The sequence below is a fragment of the Herbaspirillum sp. SJZ107 genome (assembly GCF_006715485.1).
GTDB lineage: Bacteria > Pseudomonadota > Gammaproteobacteria > Burkholderiales > Burkholderiaceae_D > Telluria.
In genome coordinates, this window is record NZ_VFNH01000001.1 from 1,316,894 (window position 1) to 1,330,137 (window position 13,244).

Sequence of the window (13,244 nt, forward strand, 5' to 3'; positions counted from 1 at the left end):
TTGGCAGTGATTCCGTCGCCCCTGCGAAGGCAGGGGCCCAAGTTTTCGGCGGCACCACGAACTTGGGCCCCTGCCTGCGCAGGGGCGACGTTTTGGTGCCAACGCAGAGAATAAAAAAGGGGCGCCGCGGCGCCCCTTTCTTTATCCGATCATGCGATCGTCGATCAGTCCTCTTTACGCAGGTGCGGGAACAGCAGCACGTCGCGGATGTTCGGCGAATCGGTGATGATCATCATCAGGCGATCGATGCCGATGCCGCAGCCGCCGGCCGGCGGCATGCCGTATTCCAGCGCGCGGATGTAGTCGGCGTCGTAGTACATCGCTTCCTCGTCGCCGGCATCCTTGGCGTCCACCTGGGCCAGGAAACGCGCCGACTGGTCTTCCGGGTCGTTCAGCTCGGAGAAGCCGTTGGCGATCTCGCGGCCGACCATGAACAATTCGAAGCGCTCGGTGATGCCTTCGCGGGTGTCCGAGGCGCGCGCCAGCGGCGACACTTCGACCGGGTAGTCGATGATGAAGGTCGGTTCCCACAGCTGGGCTTCGGCGGTTTCCTCGAACAGCGCCAGCTGCAGCGCGCCCAGGCCGGCGTGGGCCAGCGGCTTGACGCCGAACTTCAGGAGTTCGGTGCGCAGGAATTCGGCGCTGTCGAGCTGCTCGGCAGTGTAGCCCGGCGCGTACTTGTTGATGGCCTGGACGATGGTCAGGCGGTGGAAGGGCTTGCCCAGGTCCAGCGCGCGCCCGCCGTAGGTCAGCTCGGCGGTACCGTGGGCGTCGACGGCGGCCTGGCGGATCACGGCTTCGGTGAAGTCCATCAGCCACTTGTAGTCGGTGTAGGCCGCGTAGAACTCCATCATCGTGAATTCCGGATTGTGGCGGACCGAGACGCCCTCGTTGCGGAAGTTACGGTTGATTTCGAACACGCGGTCGAAGCCGCCGACCACCAGGCGCTTCAGGTACAGCTCGGGCGCGATACGCAGGAACATCTGCATGTCGAGCGCGTTGTGGTGGGTGATGAAAGGCTTGGCCGCGGCGCCGCCCGGGATCGGGTGCAGCATCGGGGTCTCGACTTCCATGAACTGGTGTTCCTGCATGAAGCGGCGGATCGACGCGATCGCGGCGGTACGCGCCTTGAAGGTGCGGCGCGTCTCTTCGTTCATAATCAGGTCGACGTAGCGCTGGCGGTACTTGGTTTCCTGGTCGGCCAGGCCGTGGAACTTGTCCGGCAGCGGGCGCAGCGACTTGGTGATCAGGCGCAGCGTGGTCACCTTGACGGTCAGCTCGTCGACCTTGGTCTTGAACAGCGTGCCTTCGACGCCGAGGATGTCGCCCAGGTCGTAGCGGCGGAAGGCTTCCATCGCTTCCTCGCCGAGGTTGTCGAGGGTGACGTAGATCTGGATGCGGCCGTCGGCGCGCAGGCCCGACGCGTCCTGCAGGGTGGCGAACGCCGCTTTCTTGCCGGCTTCGCGCTTGAGCATCATGCGGCCGGCCAGCACCACCTGCTGCGGCTCCTTCTCCAGCTCTTCGCGGCTCCAGCCGCCGTACTGCTCGGCCAGGTCGGCCGCCTTGTGCTGCGGGACGAAATCGTTCGGGAAGGCCACGCCTTTTTCACGGATCGCGGCCAGCTTGGCGCGGCGCTCGGCGATGATCTTGTTGTCGTCGAGGCCCAGGCCGGCCGGTTCCTGGTGTTGTTGTTCTTGGTTGTTGTCGGTGCTCATATCAGGTTCACTCTAGTATTGATTGCAGACTTGGCTCACAGGCTCGCGCACAGGCTGCCGATGTCCAGGTCGGCATAGTCGTCGACCACGCGGATGACGTTGTCGAATTCGGCAAAGGCCTCGGCCGGCAGCGTGGTCGTGATGACCACCGCGCGCATGCCGGCGCGGCGCGCCGCTTCCACGCCCATAGGCGCGTCTTCGAACACGATGCATGCGGCGGGATCGATGCCGAGCTGCTCGGCCGCTTTCAGGAACACGTCCGGGTGCGGCTTGCCGTGCTTGACGTCGGCGGCGCCGACCACGGTGTCGAAGTGGCGGCGCAGGTCCAGCTCGTCGAGCGTGAAGACGATGTTCTTCGGCGGCGCGGACGTCGCCACCGCCAGCTTCACGCCGGCCGCGCGCGCGCTCGTCACGAAGTGCTCGAAGCCCTCGATGGCACGGCGGTGCGGGCCGTACATCTCGCGGTACAGCACATCCTTTTCCTGGGCCAGCACGGCGATCTCGTCGTCCGGGATGTCCGGGCCGAGGCGCGCGCGCAGGATCTCGCGGCCCTGGGCGCCGGCCGTCTCGCGGAAGAAGGCGTCAGCCTCGTAGGTCTTGCCGCGGCGGGCGAAGAACTCGAGCCAGGAGTCGGTATGGAAGGCCATGTTGTCGACGATGGTGCCGTCCATGTCGAAGATGAATGCGCGCGCTTGGGTCATGCTGTTTACTCTCTGTTATACGCCTTGCTTCAGCGATGCGGAAATGAAATCGTCGAGGTCGCCGTCCAGCACGTTCTTGGTATTGCCGGTCTCGAAGCCCGTGCGCAAGTCCTTGATGCGCGACTGGTCCAGCACATACGAACGGATCTGGTGGCCCCAGCCGACGTCGGTCTTGGAGTCTTCCAGTTTCTGCTGCTCGGCCATGCGCTTGCGCAGCTCGAGCTCGAACAGTTTCGCGCGCAGCATGTCCCAGGCTTCGGCCTTGTTGCGGTGCTGCGAGCGGTCGTTCTGGCACTGGACCACGATACCCGAAGGCGCGTGCGTCAGGCGCACGGCGGAGTCGGTCTTGTTGATGTGCTGACCGCCGGCACCGGATGCGCGGTAGGTATCGATGCGCACGTCGGCCGGGTTGATCTCGATCTCGAAGGACTCGTCGACTTCCGGATACACGAACAGCGAGGTGAACGAGGTATGGCGGCCGTTGGCCGAGTCGAACGGCGACTTGCGCACCAGGCGGTGCACGCCGGTCTCGGTGCGCAGGTGGCCGTAGGCGTATTCGCCGTCGACCTTGATGGTGGCGGTCTTGATGCCGGCTACCTCGCCCTCGGAGATTTCCATCACCTCGGCCTTGAAGCCCTTGCGTTCGCAATAGCGCAGGTACTGGCGCAGCAGCATCGAGGCCCAGTCCTGGGCTTCGGTACCGCCGGCGCCGGCCTGGATGTCGATGAAGCAGTTGGCGTGGTCCATCGGGTTGCTGAACATGCGGCGGAATTCCATCGCCTCGATGACCTTCTTGATCTCTTCCGCGTCGCCTTCGACGGATTCGATGGTGTCGTCATCGCCTTCTTCGCGCGCCATCTCGAACAGGTCGTTCGCATCGCCCAGGTCGGCGCGCGCCTTTTCCAGCGTCAGCACGACGCCTTCGAGGGCCTTCTTTTCCTTGCCCATCTCGAGGGCGCGTTTCTGGTCGTTCCAGATGGCCGGGTCTTCCAGCTCCTGGTTGACCTGTTCTAGTTTCTCGGACTTCTTATCGAAGTCAAAGATACCTCCGAAGTTCGGCTTCACGATCCGTCAGGTCGTTCAGCAGGGCGGAGAGGGCGTTGATGCGTTCAGCTTCCATGGTCGGTGGTGTGTCTTGTAGTTGAATCGAACCGGAGATTATACCCGACTGCGCCGGCGCCAAGCGCCAAGTTGGCCTGACCTTGCCGGGTGACATGACGCTTCTGTATGATGGACCGCTGTTGCCAATGTTTCTTGTCATTCCTGCCATGCCGAATCGTCTTCGCTCCCGCCTTGCCTTCCCCCTTTCCGTGTCGCTGATGTCGGCGCTGGCCGCATCCGCCTGGGCTGCGCCGGCAGCCAGGCCGGCTGCCGGCACCCATGCCGAACTGGCGCTGCTGGAAACCACCGACATCCACTCGAACGTGGTCGGCTACGATTACTTCAAGCTGGCTGCCGAGCCGTCGCTGGGACTGGACCGCGCCGCGACGCTGATCGCCCAGGCGCGCGCCGAATTCCCGAACACGCTGCTGTTCGATAACGGCGACACCATCCAGGGCACCGCGCTGGCCGACTACCAGGCGCTGGTCAAGCCGGTGAAATGCGACCAGCAGCTCGGCATCTATAAAGTGATGCAGCGCCTCGGCTACGACGGCGCCGGCATCGGCAACCACGATTTCAACTACGGCCTCGGCTTCCTGGGCCAGGTCAGCGGCAAGGGCTTCGACGCCGACGGCGTGCCGGCCAAGGGCGGCAAGGCGTGCGCCGGCCCGGGCTTCCCGATGGTGCTGGCCAACGTCTACAGCAGCAAGACCAGGCAGCCGCTGTTCGCGCCGTACCGGATCATCGACAAGCGCGTGAAAGCGGTCGACGGCGCCGGCCGCCCGGTCGAGGCAACCGTCAAGGTGGGCATCATCGGCTTCACGCCGCCGACCATCCTTGCCTGGGACAAGCGCTGGCTGGAAGGGAAGGTCTACACCGAAGGCCTGGTCGAGACCGCGAAGCGCTACGTGCCCGAGATGCGGAGAAAAGGGGCCGACCTGGTGGTGGTGATCTCGCACGGCGGCCTGGATGCCGCCCCATATTCGCCGACGATGGAAAACGGGAACTACTGGCTGGCGCAGCAGAGCAGCGAGATCGGCGGCATCGACGCCATGCTGCTCGGCCATTCGCACATGCTGTTCCCGAACCCGGCCAGCACGGTCCCGCAATTCAACCTGCCGCACGTCGACAAGGCCAAGGGCACCGTGTTCGGCGTGCCGACCGTGATGGCCAATTTGTGGGGCAAGAACCTGGGCGTGGTCAGGTTTTCGCTGCGCCACGACGGCAAGGGCTGGAAAGTCGAGCGCGACCGCACCGTGGTCGAGAGCCGCACGACCGAGCAGGGCAACAGGCAATACGTGGCCGCCGATCCGCAGGTAATGCAGATGGTGCGCGCCGAGCACGAAGCCACCATCGAGTACGTGAAGACGCCGGTCGGCAGCACCGACTTCCGCATGTCGACCTACTTCGCCGACGTCGGCGACAGCTCGGCGATCGAGGTCGTCAACCAGGCCCAGACCGAGTACGTGCGCAAGTACGTCGCCGCCAACCTGCCGCAGTACGCGGACCTGCCGGTGCTGTCGATGGCGGCCGCCTTCAAGAGCGGCTTCGGCGGCGCCGGCGACTACACCGACGTCGCGCCGGGCAACCTGGCGCTGAACAACGCGGCCGACCTGTACCTGTATCCGAATGCCCTGTACGCGGTGAAGGTCGACGGCGCAGGCCTGAAAGCCTGGCTGGAAAAGGCGGCCGGCCGCTTCAACACCATCGACCCGGCGAAGACCGAGCCGCAGGAACTGCTGAATCCTGCCTTCCCCAGCTTCAACTTCGACACGGTCACCTCGGCGGCGCTCGGCTACGAGATCGACGTCACACGGGCGCCGGGCGGGCGCATCCGCAACCTGACGCTGAACGGCAAGCCGGTGGCCGACACCCAGGCCTTCCTGGTCGCGACCAACAACTACCGTGCCAGCGGCGGCGGCAACTTCCCCGGCCTGGACGGCAGCAAGACCGTGATCGCCTCGCCGGATGCCAGCCGCGACGTGCTGATCGACTACATCCGCACGGCGAAGCAATTGACGCGCGCCGCCAACGGCGCCCAGCGCAGCTGGCGCTTCGCCCGGGTCAAGACCGCCGGTCCGGTGGTATTCCACTCGGCGCCGGGCAAGATCGAGCTGGCGCGCGCCGCCGGGCTGGCCAACGTGTCGCAGTTGCGCGAGGACGACGGGCAGGGCAAGGGGTTTGCGCTGTATGCGGTCGATTTGTCGAAATGAGGTGGAGGCATGCCTCCGCACTGCTGCTGGCGGCGCTGCTGCTTGGCCCCGCGGCGGCCGCGCCGTCACCTGATGCGGCGACGGCCCACGCGGACTACCTGCGCGGGCTGGCGTATCGCAACGGCAGCCACGGCCTGCCGGTTGACGCGGCACGGGCGGCCGCTGCGCTGACGGCAGCGGCCGAGGGTGGGGTGCCTGAGGCGATGTTCATCCTGTCACACATGCTGGCGGAAGGCGAGGGCACAACGCGCGACCCGGCCGCGGCGCGGCGCTGGCTGGAAGCGGCGGCGCAGGCGGAGTATCCGGAGGCCTTGCAGGAGATGGCAATGAGGGCCATGAGCGAGCGCGACCCGGCCAGTGCGGCCGAGTTGCTGCGCGAAGCGGCGCATGCGATGCAGCACCGTGCGCACGAGTCACAGCGTCAATGACAGGCAGGTGGACGGGTTTCCCGTCCACCCGTTCTTGTCCACCCTACAAATTCAATGGCGGGAAGGGCGGTTAGGCGCCTGGATCTCGTTCGCCGCGATCTCGGCCAGGTCGAGCAGGCTCTGCACCTCGGACGCGCGCAGGCGGCGCGGCTCGCGGTCGATGACGCACAGCGTGCCGAGCGGCTGGCCCGACTTGTCGCGCAGCGGCACGCCGGCGTAGAAGCGGATGTTGGGGTCCTGCTGCACCAGCGGATTGCTGCGGAAGCGCTCGTCCTGCAGCGCATCTTCGACCACGAACAGTTCGTTCTGCAGGATGGCATGCGAGCAGAACGCCCAGTCGCGCGGCGTTTCCTGTGCCGGCAGGCCGACGCGCGCCTTGAACCACTGGCGGGTCGACGTCAGCAGCGAGATCAGTGCGATCGGCGAGCCGGTGACCATCGACGCCAGCCGTACCACGCGGTCGAAGCGGGCTTCCTCGGCGCTGTCGACCAGGCCGGACGCCGCCAGCGCCGCCAGGCGCGCACGCTCGGTGGCCGGGACCGGGTAGTTCGGGGCCTGTGCCGGCTGGTATTCGGGATCGGTATTCGGATCGGGGGTGTTGCGGGCTTCCTCGCCGTGCATCAAGCCCTGGACCAGGCTCAAACGGGTACGGCGGTGCCCTCCCGGGGTTTTCCACGATTCGATCGCGCCGCTTTCCATCCAGATCTGGACGGTGCTCGTGGCCACGCCTAACAAGCGAGCGACTTCGCTGGTAGTGAGAATGGGATCGTCTTCTTTGATGTTGCTTTGCATAAACAGCCTCTTTCGCCTCAGTATAACGGATTCGAGCGAATGTTTTCCGGTCTTCGTTTAGCTATTTTGTCGTCAAATTCGATTATTCAGGCCTTGAGTTTGTTACTTTTAACACGAATTTGGCTAAAATATTTCAGATGGTCAACTATTCTGTCGTCAATTTAATGATATGCTCATCAATTGCATCAATTTCCATCGGTAAATCTCATCTTGTCAACTAAGAAAAATATGACAAAAAAATTGCAAAGTGTTGGCATTGCTGCACAACTTTATGGCGCCTTTGCGCTCGTGGTCGTGGTCACGGTGGCGCTGGCCCTGTTTTCGGTATCGCGCGTGAACGCGATCGAGCGCGCGCTCGGCAATGCCGACAGCTTGCGCAGCACCCGCCTGGAACCCTTGTACGAAGCGCGTGAAGCGCTCGACCAGTCCGGCATCGCGGCGCGCAACGCCTTCGTATTCAAGAACGATGCCGACGCGGTGCGCGAACTCGACCTGGTCGACCGGCACGCGGCGGATTTCCGCGCCGCGCTCGGCAAGCTCGACGGCCCGCTGCAGGGCGACCCGCAGTACGCCAAGGTGCGCGCGGAGCTGATGGCGATGAGCACCGAACTGCAGCGCCCGCGGCGCTACCGCGCGGCCGGCGACATGGACGGCTTCGGCACCTTCCTGACCCAGGAATGCACGCCGCTGCGGCGCCGCATCGTGGCCGACATCGAGGTGCTGCTGAAGCGCCTGCAAGACGGCAGCGACGAGGCCAGCGCGGCCGCGCGCGCCACCGCCTCGTCGGCGCGCACCACGATCGCCGCCCTGACCGCGCTGTGCGTGGTGCTGGCAGCGGCGGTCGGCCTCCTGATCGTGCGCAGCCTGGTGCGCCAGCTGGGCGGCGAGCCGGCCTACGCGTCGAGCGTGGCGCATGCGATCGCGCGCGGCGAGCTGCAGCACCAGGTCGACGTGCGCCGCGCGCCGCCGAGCAGCCTGCTGGCGGCGATGAGCGCCATGCGCGACAGCCTGAGCGGCATCGTCGGCAAGGTGCGCGGCGGTACCCATGCAATCGCGTCGGCGTCGGCCGAAATCGCTCTCGGCAACGTCGACCTGTCGCGCCGCACCGAGTCGCAGGCGGCCGAACTGGCCCAGGTGGCCGGTTCGATGAAGCACCTGATCGATTCGGTGCGCCGCAACGCCGGCTATGCGGACGAGGCCAGCCGGCTGGCCCAGGACGCGTCCAGCGTGTCGCGCCAGGGCGGCGACGCGGTCGACGGCGTGGTCCAGACGATGAGCCTGATTAACGACGCGTCGAAGAAGATCGTCGACATCATCGCCGTGATCGACGGCATCGCGTTCCAGACCAACATCCTGGCCCTGAACGCGGCGGTCGAGGCGGCGCGCGCCGGCGAGCAGGGCCGCGGCTTCGCCGTGGTGGCGTCCGAAGTGCGCAACCTGGCCCATCGCTCGGCCGCGGCGGCCAAGGAAATCAAGGCCCTGATCGAGGATTCGGTGAGCAAGGTGGACGCCGGCACGGTGCTGGTGGGACGCGCCGGCGCGACCATGCGCAAGGTGGTCGACGGCGTGCACCACGTGAGCGATATCATGGGCCGCATCTCGGAGGCGACCCGCAGCCAGAGCCAGGACATCGAGCGCGTCGACGCCGCCATCGTGCAGCTGGACGAGATGACGCTGCAGAATGCCGCGCTGGTGGAGCAAGCCACGGCGGCCGCGCACTCGCTGCAGGACCAGGCCGACCAGCTGGCCGAGCTGGTCAATGTGTTTCAACTGGAAGCAGGGCGCGCCGGGCGCGGCGCGGCGCTCCTGAGCGCTTGATTCGCAGAAGCCTGCGATTGCAGGGTGGGCACCCCGTGCCCACACGTACGCCGGCTCGATGCCGGGCCATCTTTATGCTGCACTGCCAAATCAGTGCAGGCTCTTCTTTTCCGGCTGCACCAGCACGAACGGGCTCACCACCGAGGCCCACAGCTGGCTGTCGGCCGCCTGCCAGGTCTGGGCCTGGATGGTCGTCACCTTGGCCAGCTTGCCTTCGCCCATCCAGCGCGCGATGCTGGCCTTGTCGTCGTGGGCGATGCGCAGCGCGACTTCGATCAGGTCGAGATCCTCGCTGACGTACACCACATTGCCCTGGGCGAAATGGCGTTCCAGTTCGGACCAGTGGACGCGCGCGGTCTCGCTGTTGATCTTGTCGTGCAGTTCGCTGTCTTTCAGCGGGTCGGTCTTGATAGGCTCGTTGCTCATGTCGGTACTGGATTAAATGGGTTCGATCCCGGGAATCGGCGAACCCGCCCATGTTAACCGATAGGCGGGACCCTTGCGGACATTCCCGACCAGCGCCGGCCGGAAGCAGGCCAGGTTGGTGCCCTCGGGCCGGCGCACGCTCGGATAGATCACGCCCATCGAGCCGGCCTCGAGCAGCTCGGCCGCCAGCCCTTGCGAAGCGACGTAGCTGCGCGGGTCGAGGCAGGCGCGCGCCGGCGCGAAGCCGCGCAGGTCGTGGAAGCCGGCGGTGAAGTCGGCCAGCAGGCACTGGTAGCTGACGCTGTCTTCGAAACGGCCGATCTCCTGGTACTCGACCGCCTTGTGGAAGCCGATCTCGGCCAGCGCGGTCGCGGCGTCGAAGGCGCAATACCAGGCGCCGCGCGCGCCGTCGTTGAAGCGGCTGCCTTCCGGCCGCGCATAGGTATAGGCGGCATTGATCATGCGGAAGTTGGGCACGCCGAACACCAGTTCGTCCATGCCGATGCCGGGCAACAGGCCGGACTCGCCGCGCAGGCGGTCGTTGGTCGCGTTGTCGAGGTCGAACAGGTCGCGCAGGACGCCATCGTCGCCGCCGGCCAGCGGGGCCAGCACCGAATCCTCGGCCTCGGCAAAGCGCGACGGGATCAGGCGGCAGGTGTCGAATTGGCGCAGGGGGGTGACCGGCGGCAGCGCGCGGCTGGCCGGCTTGTCGAGGAGCTTCACCTCAGAGTCCTCCGCGCCGCGCGTCGAGCAGGCGCCTTACCGTCTGCATGGCCAGCAGCCCGCCGCCCAGCATGTAGGCCAGCGGCGTGGTGCCGCGGAAGATCGCATTCGTGTTGGGCAGGCGAATCCATTCGTCGGCCAGCTTGTCGCCGTACAGGATGTGCAGTGCCTTGTAGATGCCGAGCAGGTAGGAGATGCGCGTGATGCGGTCGACCTCGAGCACGCGCTCGTGGTTCTTTTTCCATTCGTAGAACGACGACGAGGACAGGCCGCCGAGCAGCTCGCGCGCATCGTCGTCGCGCAGTTGCCAGGCTGCGGCAAGCTGGAAGAAGCCCTTCAGTGCGGAGCGGGACAGGCGCTCGCGCTCGGGTCGGGCATTCAGGTCGACCAGGGGCGTGGTTTCGAAATGGCTGGTGGGATAGGCGTACGCGTGGCTCATATCAATCCTCCGATTCTGTAGTTTTTATACTCCGCTTCAGGATCGATTGCAAGTCGCTTGTGCAAAGCCGAGCGCGATGGCAGAATTGTTCAGTTAATAATAAGTAACTAATAGCGAGAGACAATGTCTAAGCGGGAGGTGCACCGTGCGTCTGCTGTCGATTGGCGTCTTATGCCTCAGCATGCTGATGCTGGCCCTGGCCAATGTGGCGCGGCCCACCAACGCCGACCTCAAGCGGCAGGTCATCAACGCCGAGCGTGCCTTTGCCGCCACCATGAAGGCGCGCGACCATGCCGCCTTTCGCGGTTTCCTGGCCGAAGAGGCCATCTTCTTTGACGGCACTACCCCGCTGCGCGGCCGCGATGCCATCGCGCGCGCCTGGCGCGCGTATTACGACGGCCCGCAGGCGCCGTTTTCGTGGGAGCCGGAACAGGTCGAGGTGGTCGATTCCGGCACGCTGGCCTACAGCGGCGGCCCGGTGTTCGACGCCGGCGGCAAGCGGGTAGGGCGTTTCAATTCGATCTGGCGCCTGGAAGCGCCGGGACGCTGGAAGATCGTGTTCGATCGCGGCGACACGCCGTGCGCATGCACGGGTGCCGCAGCCAGGTAAGCATCCAACCATGACAGGAGCGCACATGAAGCGAGTGACAGGCATCGGCGGCATTTTCTTCCAAGCGCAGGACCCGGACGCGCTGCGCGCCTGGTACGGGCGCCACCTCGGCATCGACGTGCTGCCATGGGGCGGCGCGGCCTTCAGCTGGCGCGGCGCCGACGGCGAGCCTGCCGGCGGCACCACGATCTGGTCGATCGGCCAGGCCGGCAGCGGGCATTTTGCCCCGGGTACCGCACCCTTCATGATCAATTACCGGGTCGACGACCTGGACGCGCTGCTGCAGGCGCTGCGCGACGAGGGCTGCCAGGTGCTCGACAACACCGACGACTCGGCATTCGGCAGGTTCGGCTGGGTGATCGACCCGGAGGGGAACAAGGTCGAGTTGTGGCAGCCGCCGGCAGGACAGTAAGCACACTGGAAGGAGCGCATGATGTCCACCCCCGATACGCCACCCGTCGCCCTCGCCGCCGCCGCCGCGCCGGCGCGCGCCAAACCCTCGAATTACCCGGAGCCGTTTGCCTCGATGGTGCAGGGCCGGGTCAAGCGCCCGCTCGGCGACCCGTTCGGCCTGCAGGGCTTCGGCGTCAACCACGTGACCATGGCGCCGGGGGCGATATCCTCGCTGTTCCACCGCCATGCGGTGCAGGACGAATGGATCTACGTCCTCAGCGGCGAACTCGTGCTGGTCCACGACGGCGGCGAAACCCGCCTCGGCGCCGGCATGTGCGCCGGTTTCCCGGCCGGCGGCACCGGTCACCAGCTGGTCAACCGCTCGGCGCAGGAGGCATGCTACCTCGAAGTGGGCGACCGCCGCCCCGGCGACGGCGTCGTGTATCCGCGCGACGACCTGGCGGCCGAGCGCAGCGCGGAGGGCTGGCGCTTCACGCGTAAGGACGGCACACCGTATCCGGAGCGCTGAGCACGGAAAGGATGATTCGGCGACAATGAGGCATCCATGCACTCCGGAGACTTCATGTCCACACAGGCGATGCCCGCTTCATCGCCGCTGGCGACCGTCATTCGCGTCACCAGCGGCAACTTCCTCGAGATGTTCGACTTTTTCCTGTACGGCTTCTATGCCACCTACATCGCGAGCACCTTCTTCCCATCCGGTAACGAATACCTGTCGCTGATGCTCACCTTCGTGACCTTCGGCGCCGGCTTCCTCATGCGGCCGCTCGGCGCGGTCATCCTGGGCAGCTACATCGACCGCATCGGCCGCCGCAAGGGCTTGATCGTGACGCTGGCGATCATGGCTTGCGGCACCGTATTGATCGCCTTCGTGCCGGGCTACGCCACCATCGGCGTGGCGGCGCCGCTGCTGGTGCTGACCGGCCGCCTGCTGCAGGGCTTCTCGGCCGGTGTCGAGCTCGGCGGCGTGTCGGTGTACCTGTCCGAGATGGCGCCGCCCGGCCAGAAAGGCTTTTACGTGAGCTGGCAGTCGGCCAGCCAGCAGGCGGCGGTGATGGCGGCGGCGGCGCTCGGCTACCTGCTGAACCAGCAGCTGGCGCCGGGCGTGATCGGCGACTGGGGCTGGCGCATTCCCTTCTTCGTCGGCTGCTCGATCATCCCGATCGTGTTCGTGATCCGCCGCTCGCTGCAGGAGACCGAAGCCTTCAAGGCGCGCAAGCACCGCCCGGCCTTCCGCGAGGTGGTCGGCTCGATGGTGGCCAACTGGCGGCTGGTGCTGCTGGGGATGATGCTGGTGGTGATGACCACGGTGTCGTTCTACCTGATCACGGTGTACGCGCCGACCTTCGGCAAGAGCGTGCTCAAGCTGAGCGCGGCGGACAGCCTGCTGGCCACCTTCTGCATCGGCCTGTCCAACTTCATATGGCTGCCGCTGATGGGCGCGCTGTCGGACCGCATTGGACGCTGGCCGCTGCTGGTCGTGTTCACGGTGCTGCCGCTCCTGACCGCGCATCCGGTACTGGCCTGGCTGGTGCGCGACACCACCTTCGCGCACATGCTGGAAGCCGAGCTGTGGCTCTCCTTCATGTACGCCAGCTACAACGGCGCCACCGTGGTCGCGCTCACCGAGATCATGCCGGCCGACGTGCGCACGGTCGGCTTTTCGCTGGCCTACAGCCTGGCGACGGCGATCTTCGGCGGCTTCACGCCGGTGGTGTCGACCTGGCTGATCCAGGTCACCGGCGACAAGGCGGCACCAGGCTACTGGATGGCGGCTGCGGCGGCCTGCGGGCTGGCGGCGGCGCTGATCCTGTACCGGCCCTGGCGCGGCGCGCGGGCGCGGTCCCAGCCGCAGTAAATACGG

General features: G+C 66.1%; 14 protein-coding genes. 7 read left to right on the forward strand and 7 right to left on the reverse strand.

What is annotated here, in order from left to right; all coding sequences use genetic code 11:
* Positions 1-164: 164 nt before the first annotated feature.
* The 3 genes from lysS to prfB all read right to left on the reverse strand — a co-directional run bounded on the left by lysS (position 165) and on the right by prfB (position 3,536).
* Positions 165-1,715 carry a lysine--tRNA ligase gene (lysS, locus tag FBX97_RS05915; RefSeq protein ID WP_141829475.1) on the reverse strand — a complete coding sequence of 517 codons (1,551 nt, stop codon included), beginning with the start codon at positions 1,713-1,715 and terminating at the stop codon, positions 165-167.
* A 35-nt stretch (positions 1,716-1,750) separates the two neighbouring features.
* Positions 1,751-2,416, reverse strand: a complete 666-nt coding sequence (locus tag FBX97_RS05920; RefSeq protein WP_141829476.1) for an HAD family phosphatase — start codon at positions 2,414-2,416, stop codon at positions 1,751-1,753.
* Positions 2,417-2,431: 15 nt separating this feature from the next.
* A protein-coding gene (gene prfB / locus FBX97_RS05925; RefSeq protein ID WP_141829478.1) for a peptide chain release factor 2 occupies positions 2,432-3,536 on the reverse strand; the annotation gives its coding sequence in 2 pieces (ribosomal slippage) (positions 2,432-3,454 and positions 3,456-3,536; 1,104 coding nt in all).
* Between the two features lie 148 nt (positions 3,537-3,684).
* Here prfB and FBX97_RS05930 point away from each other — a divergent pair.
* Complete coding sequence (locus FBX97_RS05930; RefSeq protein WP_141829480.1) at positions 3,685-5,730, forward strand: bifunctional 2',3'-cyclic-nucleotide 2'-phosphodiesterase/3'-nucleotidase; 2,046 nt, start codon at positions 3,685-3,687, stop codon at positions 5,728-5,730.
* Entirely contained in the window at positions 5,727-6,158 is a 432-nt protein-coding gene (locus tag FBX97_RS05935) for an SEL1-like repeat protein (RefSeq protein WP_141829481.1), read from the forward strand. Before FBX97_RS05930 ends, FBX97_RS05935 begins: the two co-directional genes overlap by 4 nt.
* A 51-nt stretch (positions 6,159-6,209) precedes the next feature.
* Here the strand turns inward: FBX97_RS05935 and FBX97_RS05940 are convergent, their stop codons facing one another.
* Positions 6,210-6,950: a GAF domain-containing protein gene (locus tag FBX97_RS05940; RefSeq protein WP_141829483.1), complete on the reverse strand. Its 741-nt coding sequence runs from the start codon at positions 6,948-6,950 to the stop codon at positions 6,210-6,212.
* A gap of 228 nt (positions 6,951-7,178) precedes the next feature.
* On the opposite strand from FBX97_RS05940, the gene FBX97_RS05945 reads away from it, so the two are divergent.
* Positions 7,179-8,768, forward strand: coding sequence for a methyl-accepting chemotaxis protein (locus FBX97_RS05945; protein ID WP_185748486.1), 1,590 nt, complete (start codon positions 7,179-7,181; stop codon positions 8,766-8,768).
* 90 nt (positions 8,769-8,858) lie between these two features.
* Here the strand turns inward: FBX97_RS05945 and FBX97_RS05950 are convergent, their stop codons facing one another.
* From FBX97_RS05950 to FBX97_RS05960, 3 genes are read right to left on the reverse strand one after another with little or no spacing between them, the layout of a single operon-like run.
* On the reverse strand, positions 8,859-9,179 hold the full coding sequence (locus FBX97_RS05950) for a DUF2288 domain-containing protein (protein ID WP_141830958.1): 321 nt from the start codon (positions 9,177-9,179) through the stop codon (positions 8,859-8,861).
* A 27-nt stretch (positions 9,180-9,206) separates the two neighbouring features.
* Positions 9,207-9,917: an RES family NAD+ phosphorylase gene (locus FBX97_RS05955; RefSeq protein WP_255517315.1), complete on the reverse strand. Its 711-nt coding sequence runs from the start codon at positions 9,915-9,917 to the stop codon at positions 9,207-9,209.
* Position 9,918: 1 nt separating this feature from the next.
* The gene (locus FBX97_RS05960) at positions 9,919-10,356 is read right to left on the reverse strand and encodes an antitoxin Xre/MbcA/ParS toxin-binding domain-containing protein (RefSeq protein WP_141829485.1); all 438 of its coding nucleotides are present in this window, start codon (positions 10,354-10,356) and stop codon (positions 9,919-9,921) included.
* 181 nt (positions 10,357-10,537) lie between these two features.
* Here FBX97_RS05960 and FBX97_RS05965 point away from each other — a divergent pair, with 181 nt between their 5' ends.
* The 4 genes from FBX97_RS05965 to FBX97_RS05980 are packed head-to-tail and all read left to right on the forward strand — an operon-like array spanning position 10,538 to position 13,238.
* A complete protein-coding gene (locus FBX97_RS05965) occupies positions 10,538-10,966 on the forward strand; it encodes a DUF4440 domain-containing protein (RefSeq protein ID WP_141829487.1) in 429 nt (142 codons plus the stop codon).
* A 25-nt stretch (positions 10,967-10,991) separates the two neighbouring features.
* Positions 10,992-11,378, forward strand: coding sequence for a VOC family protein (locus FBX97_RS05970; RefSeq protein WP_141829489.1), 387 nt, complete (start codon positions 10,992-10,994; stop codon positions 11,376-11,378).
* 18 nt (positions 11,379-11,396) lie between these two features.
* Positions 11,397-11,888 carry a cupin domain-containing protein gene (locus tag FBX97_RS05975; protein WP_221631747.1) on the forward strand — a complete coding sequence of 164 codons (492 nt, stop codon included), beginning with the start codon at positions 11,397-11,399 and terminating at the stop codon, positions 11,886-11,888.
* A gap of 54 nt (positions 11,889-11,942) precedes the next feature.
* Positions 11,943-13,238, forward strand: a complete 1,296-nt coding sequence (locus tag FBX97_RS05980; protein ID WP_141829491.1) for an MFS transporter — start codon at positions 11,943-11,945, stop codon at positions 13,236-13,238.
* The last annotated feature ends 6 nt before the right edge of the window (positions 13,239-13,244 follow it).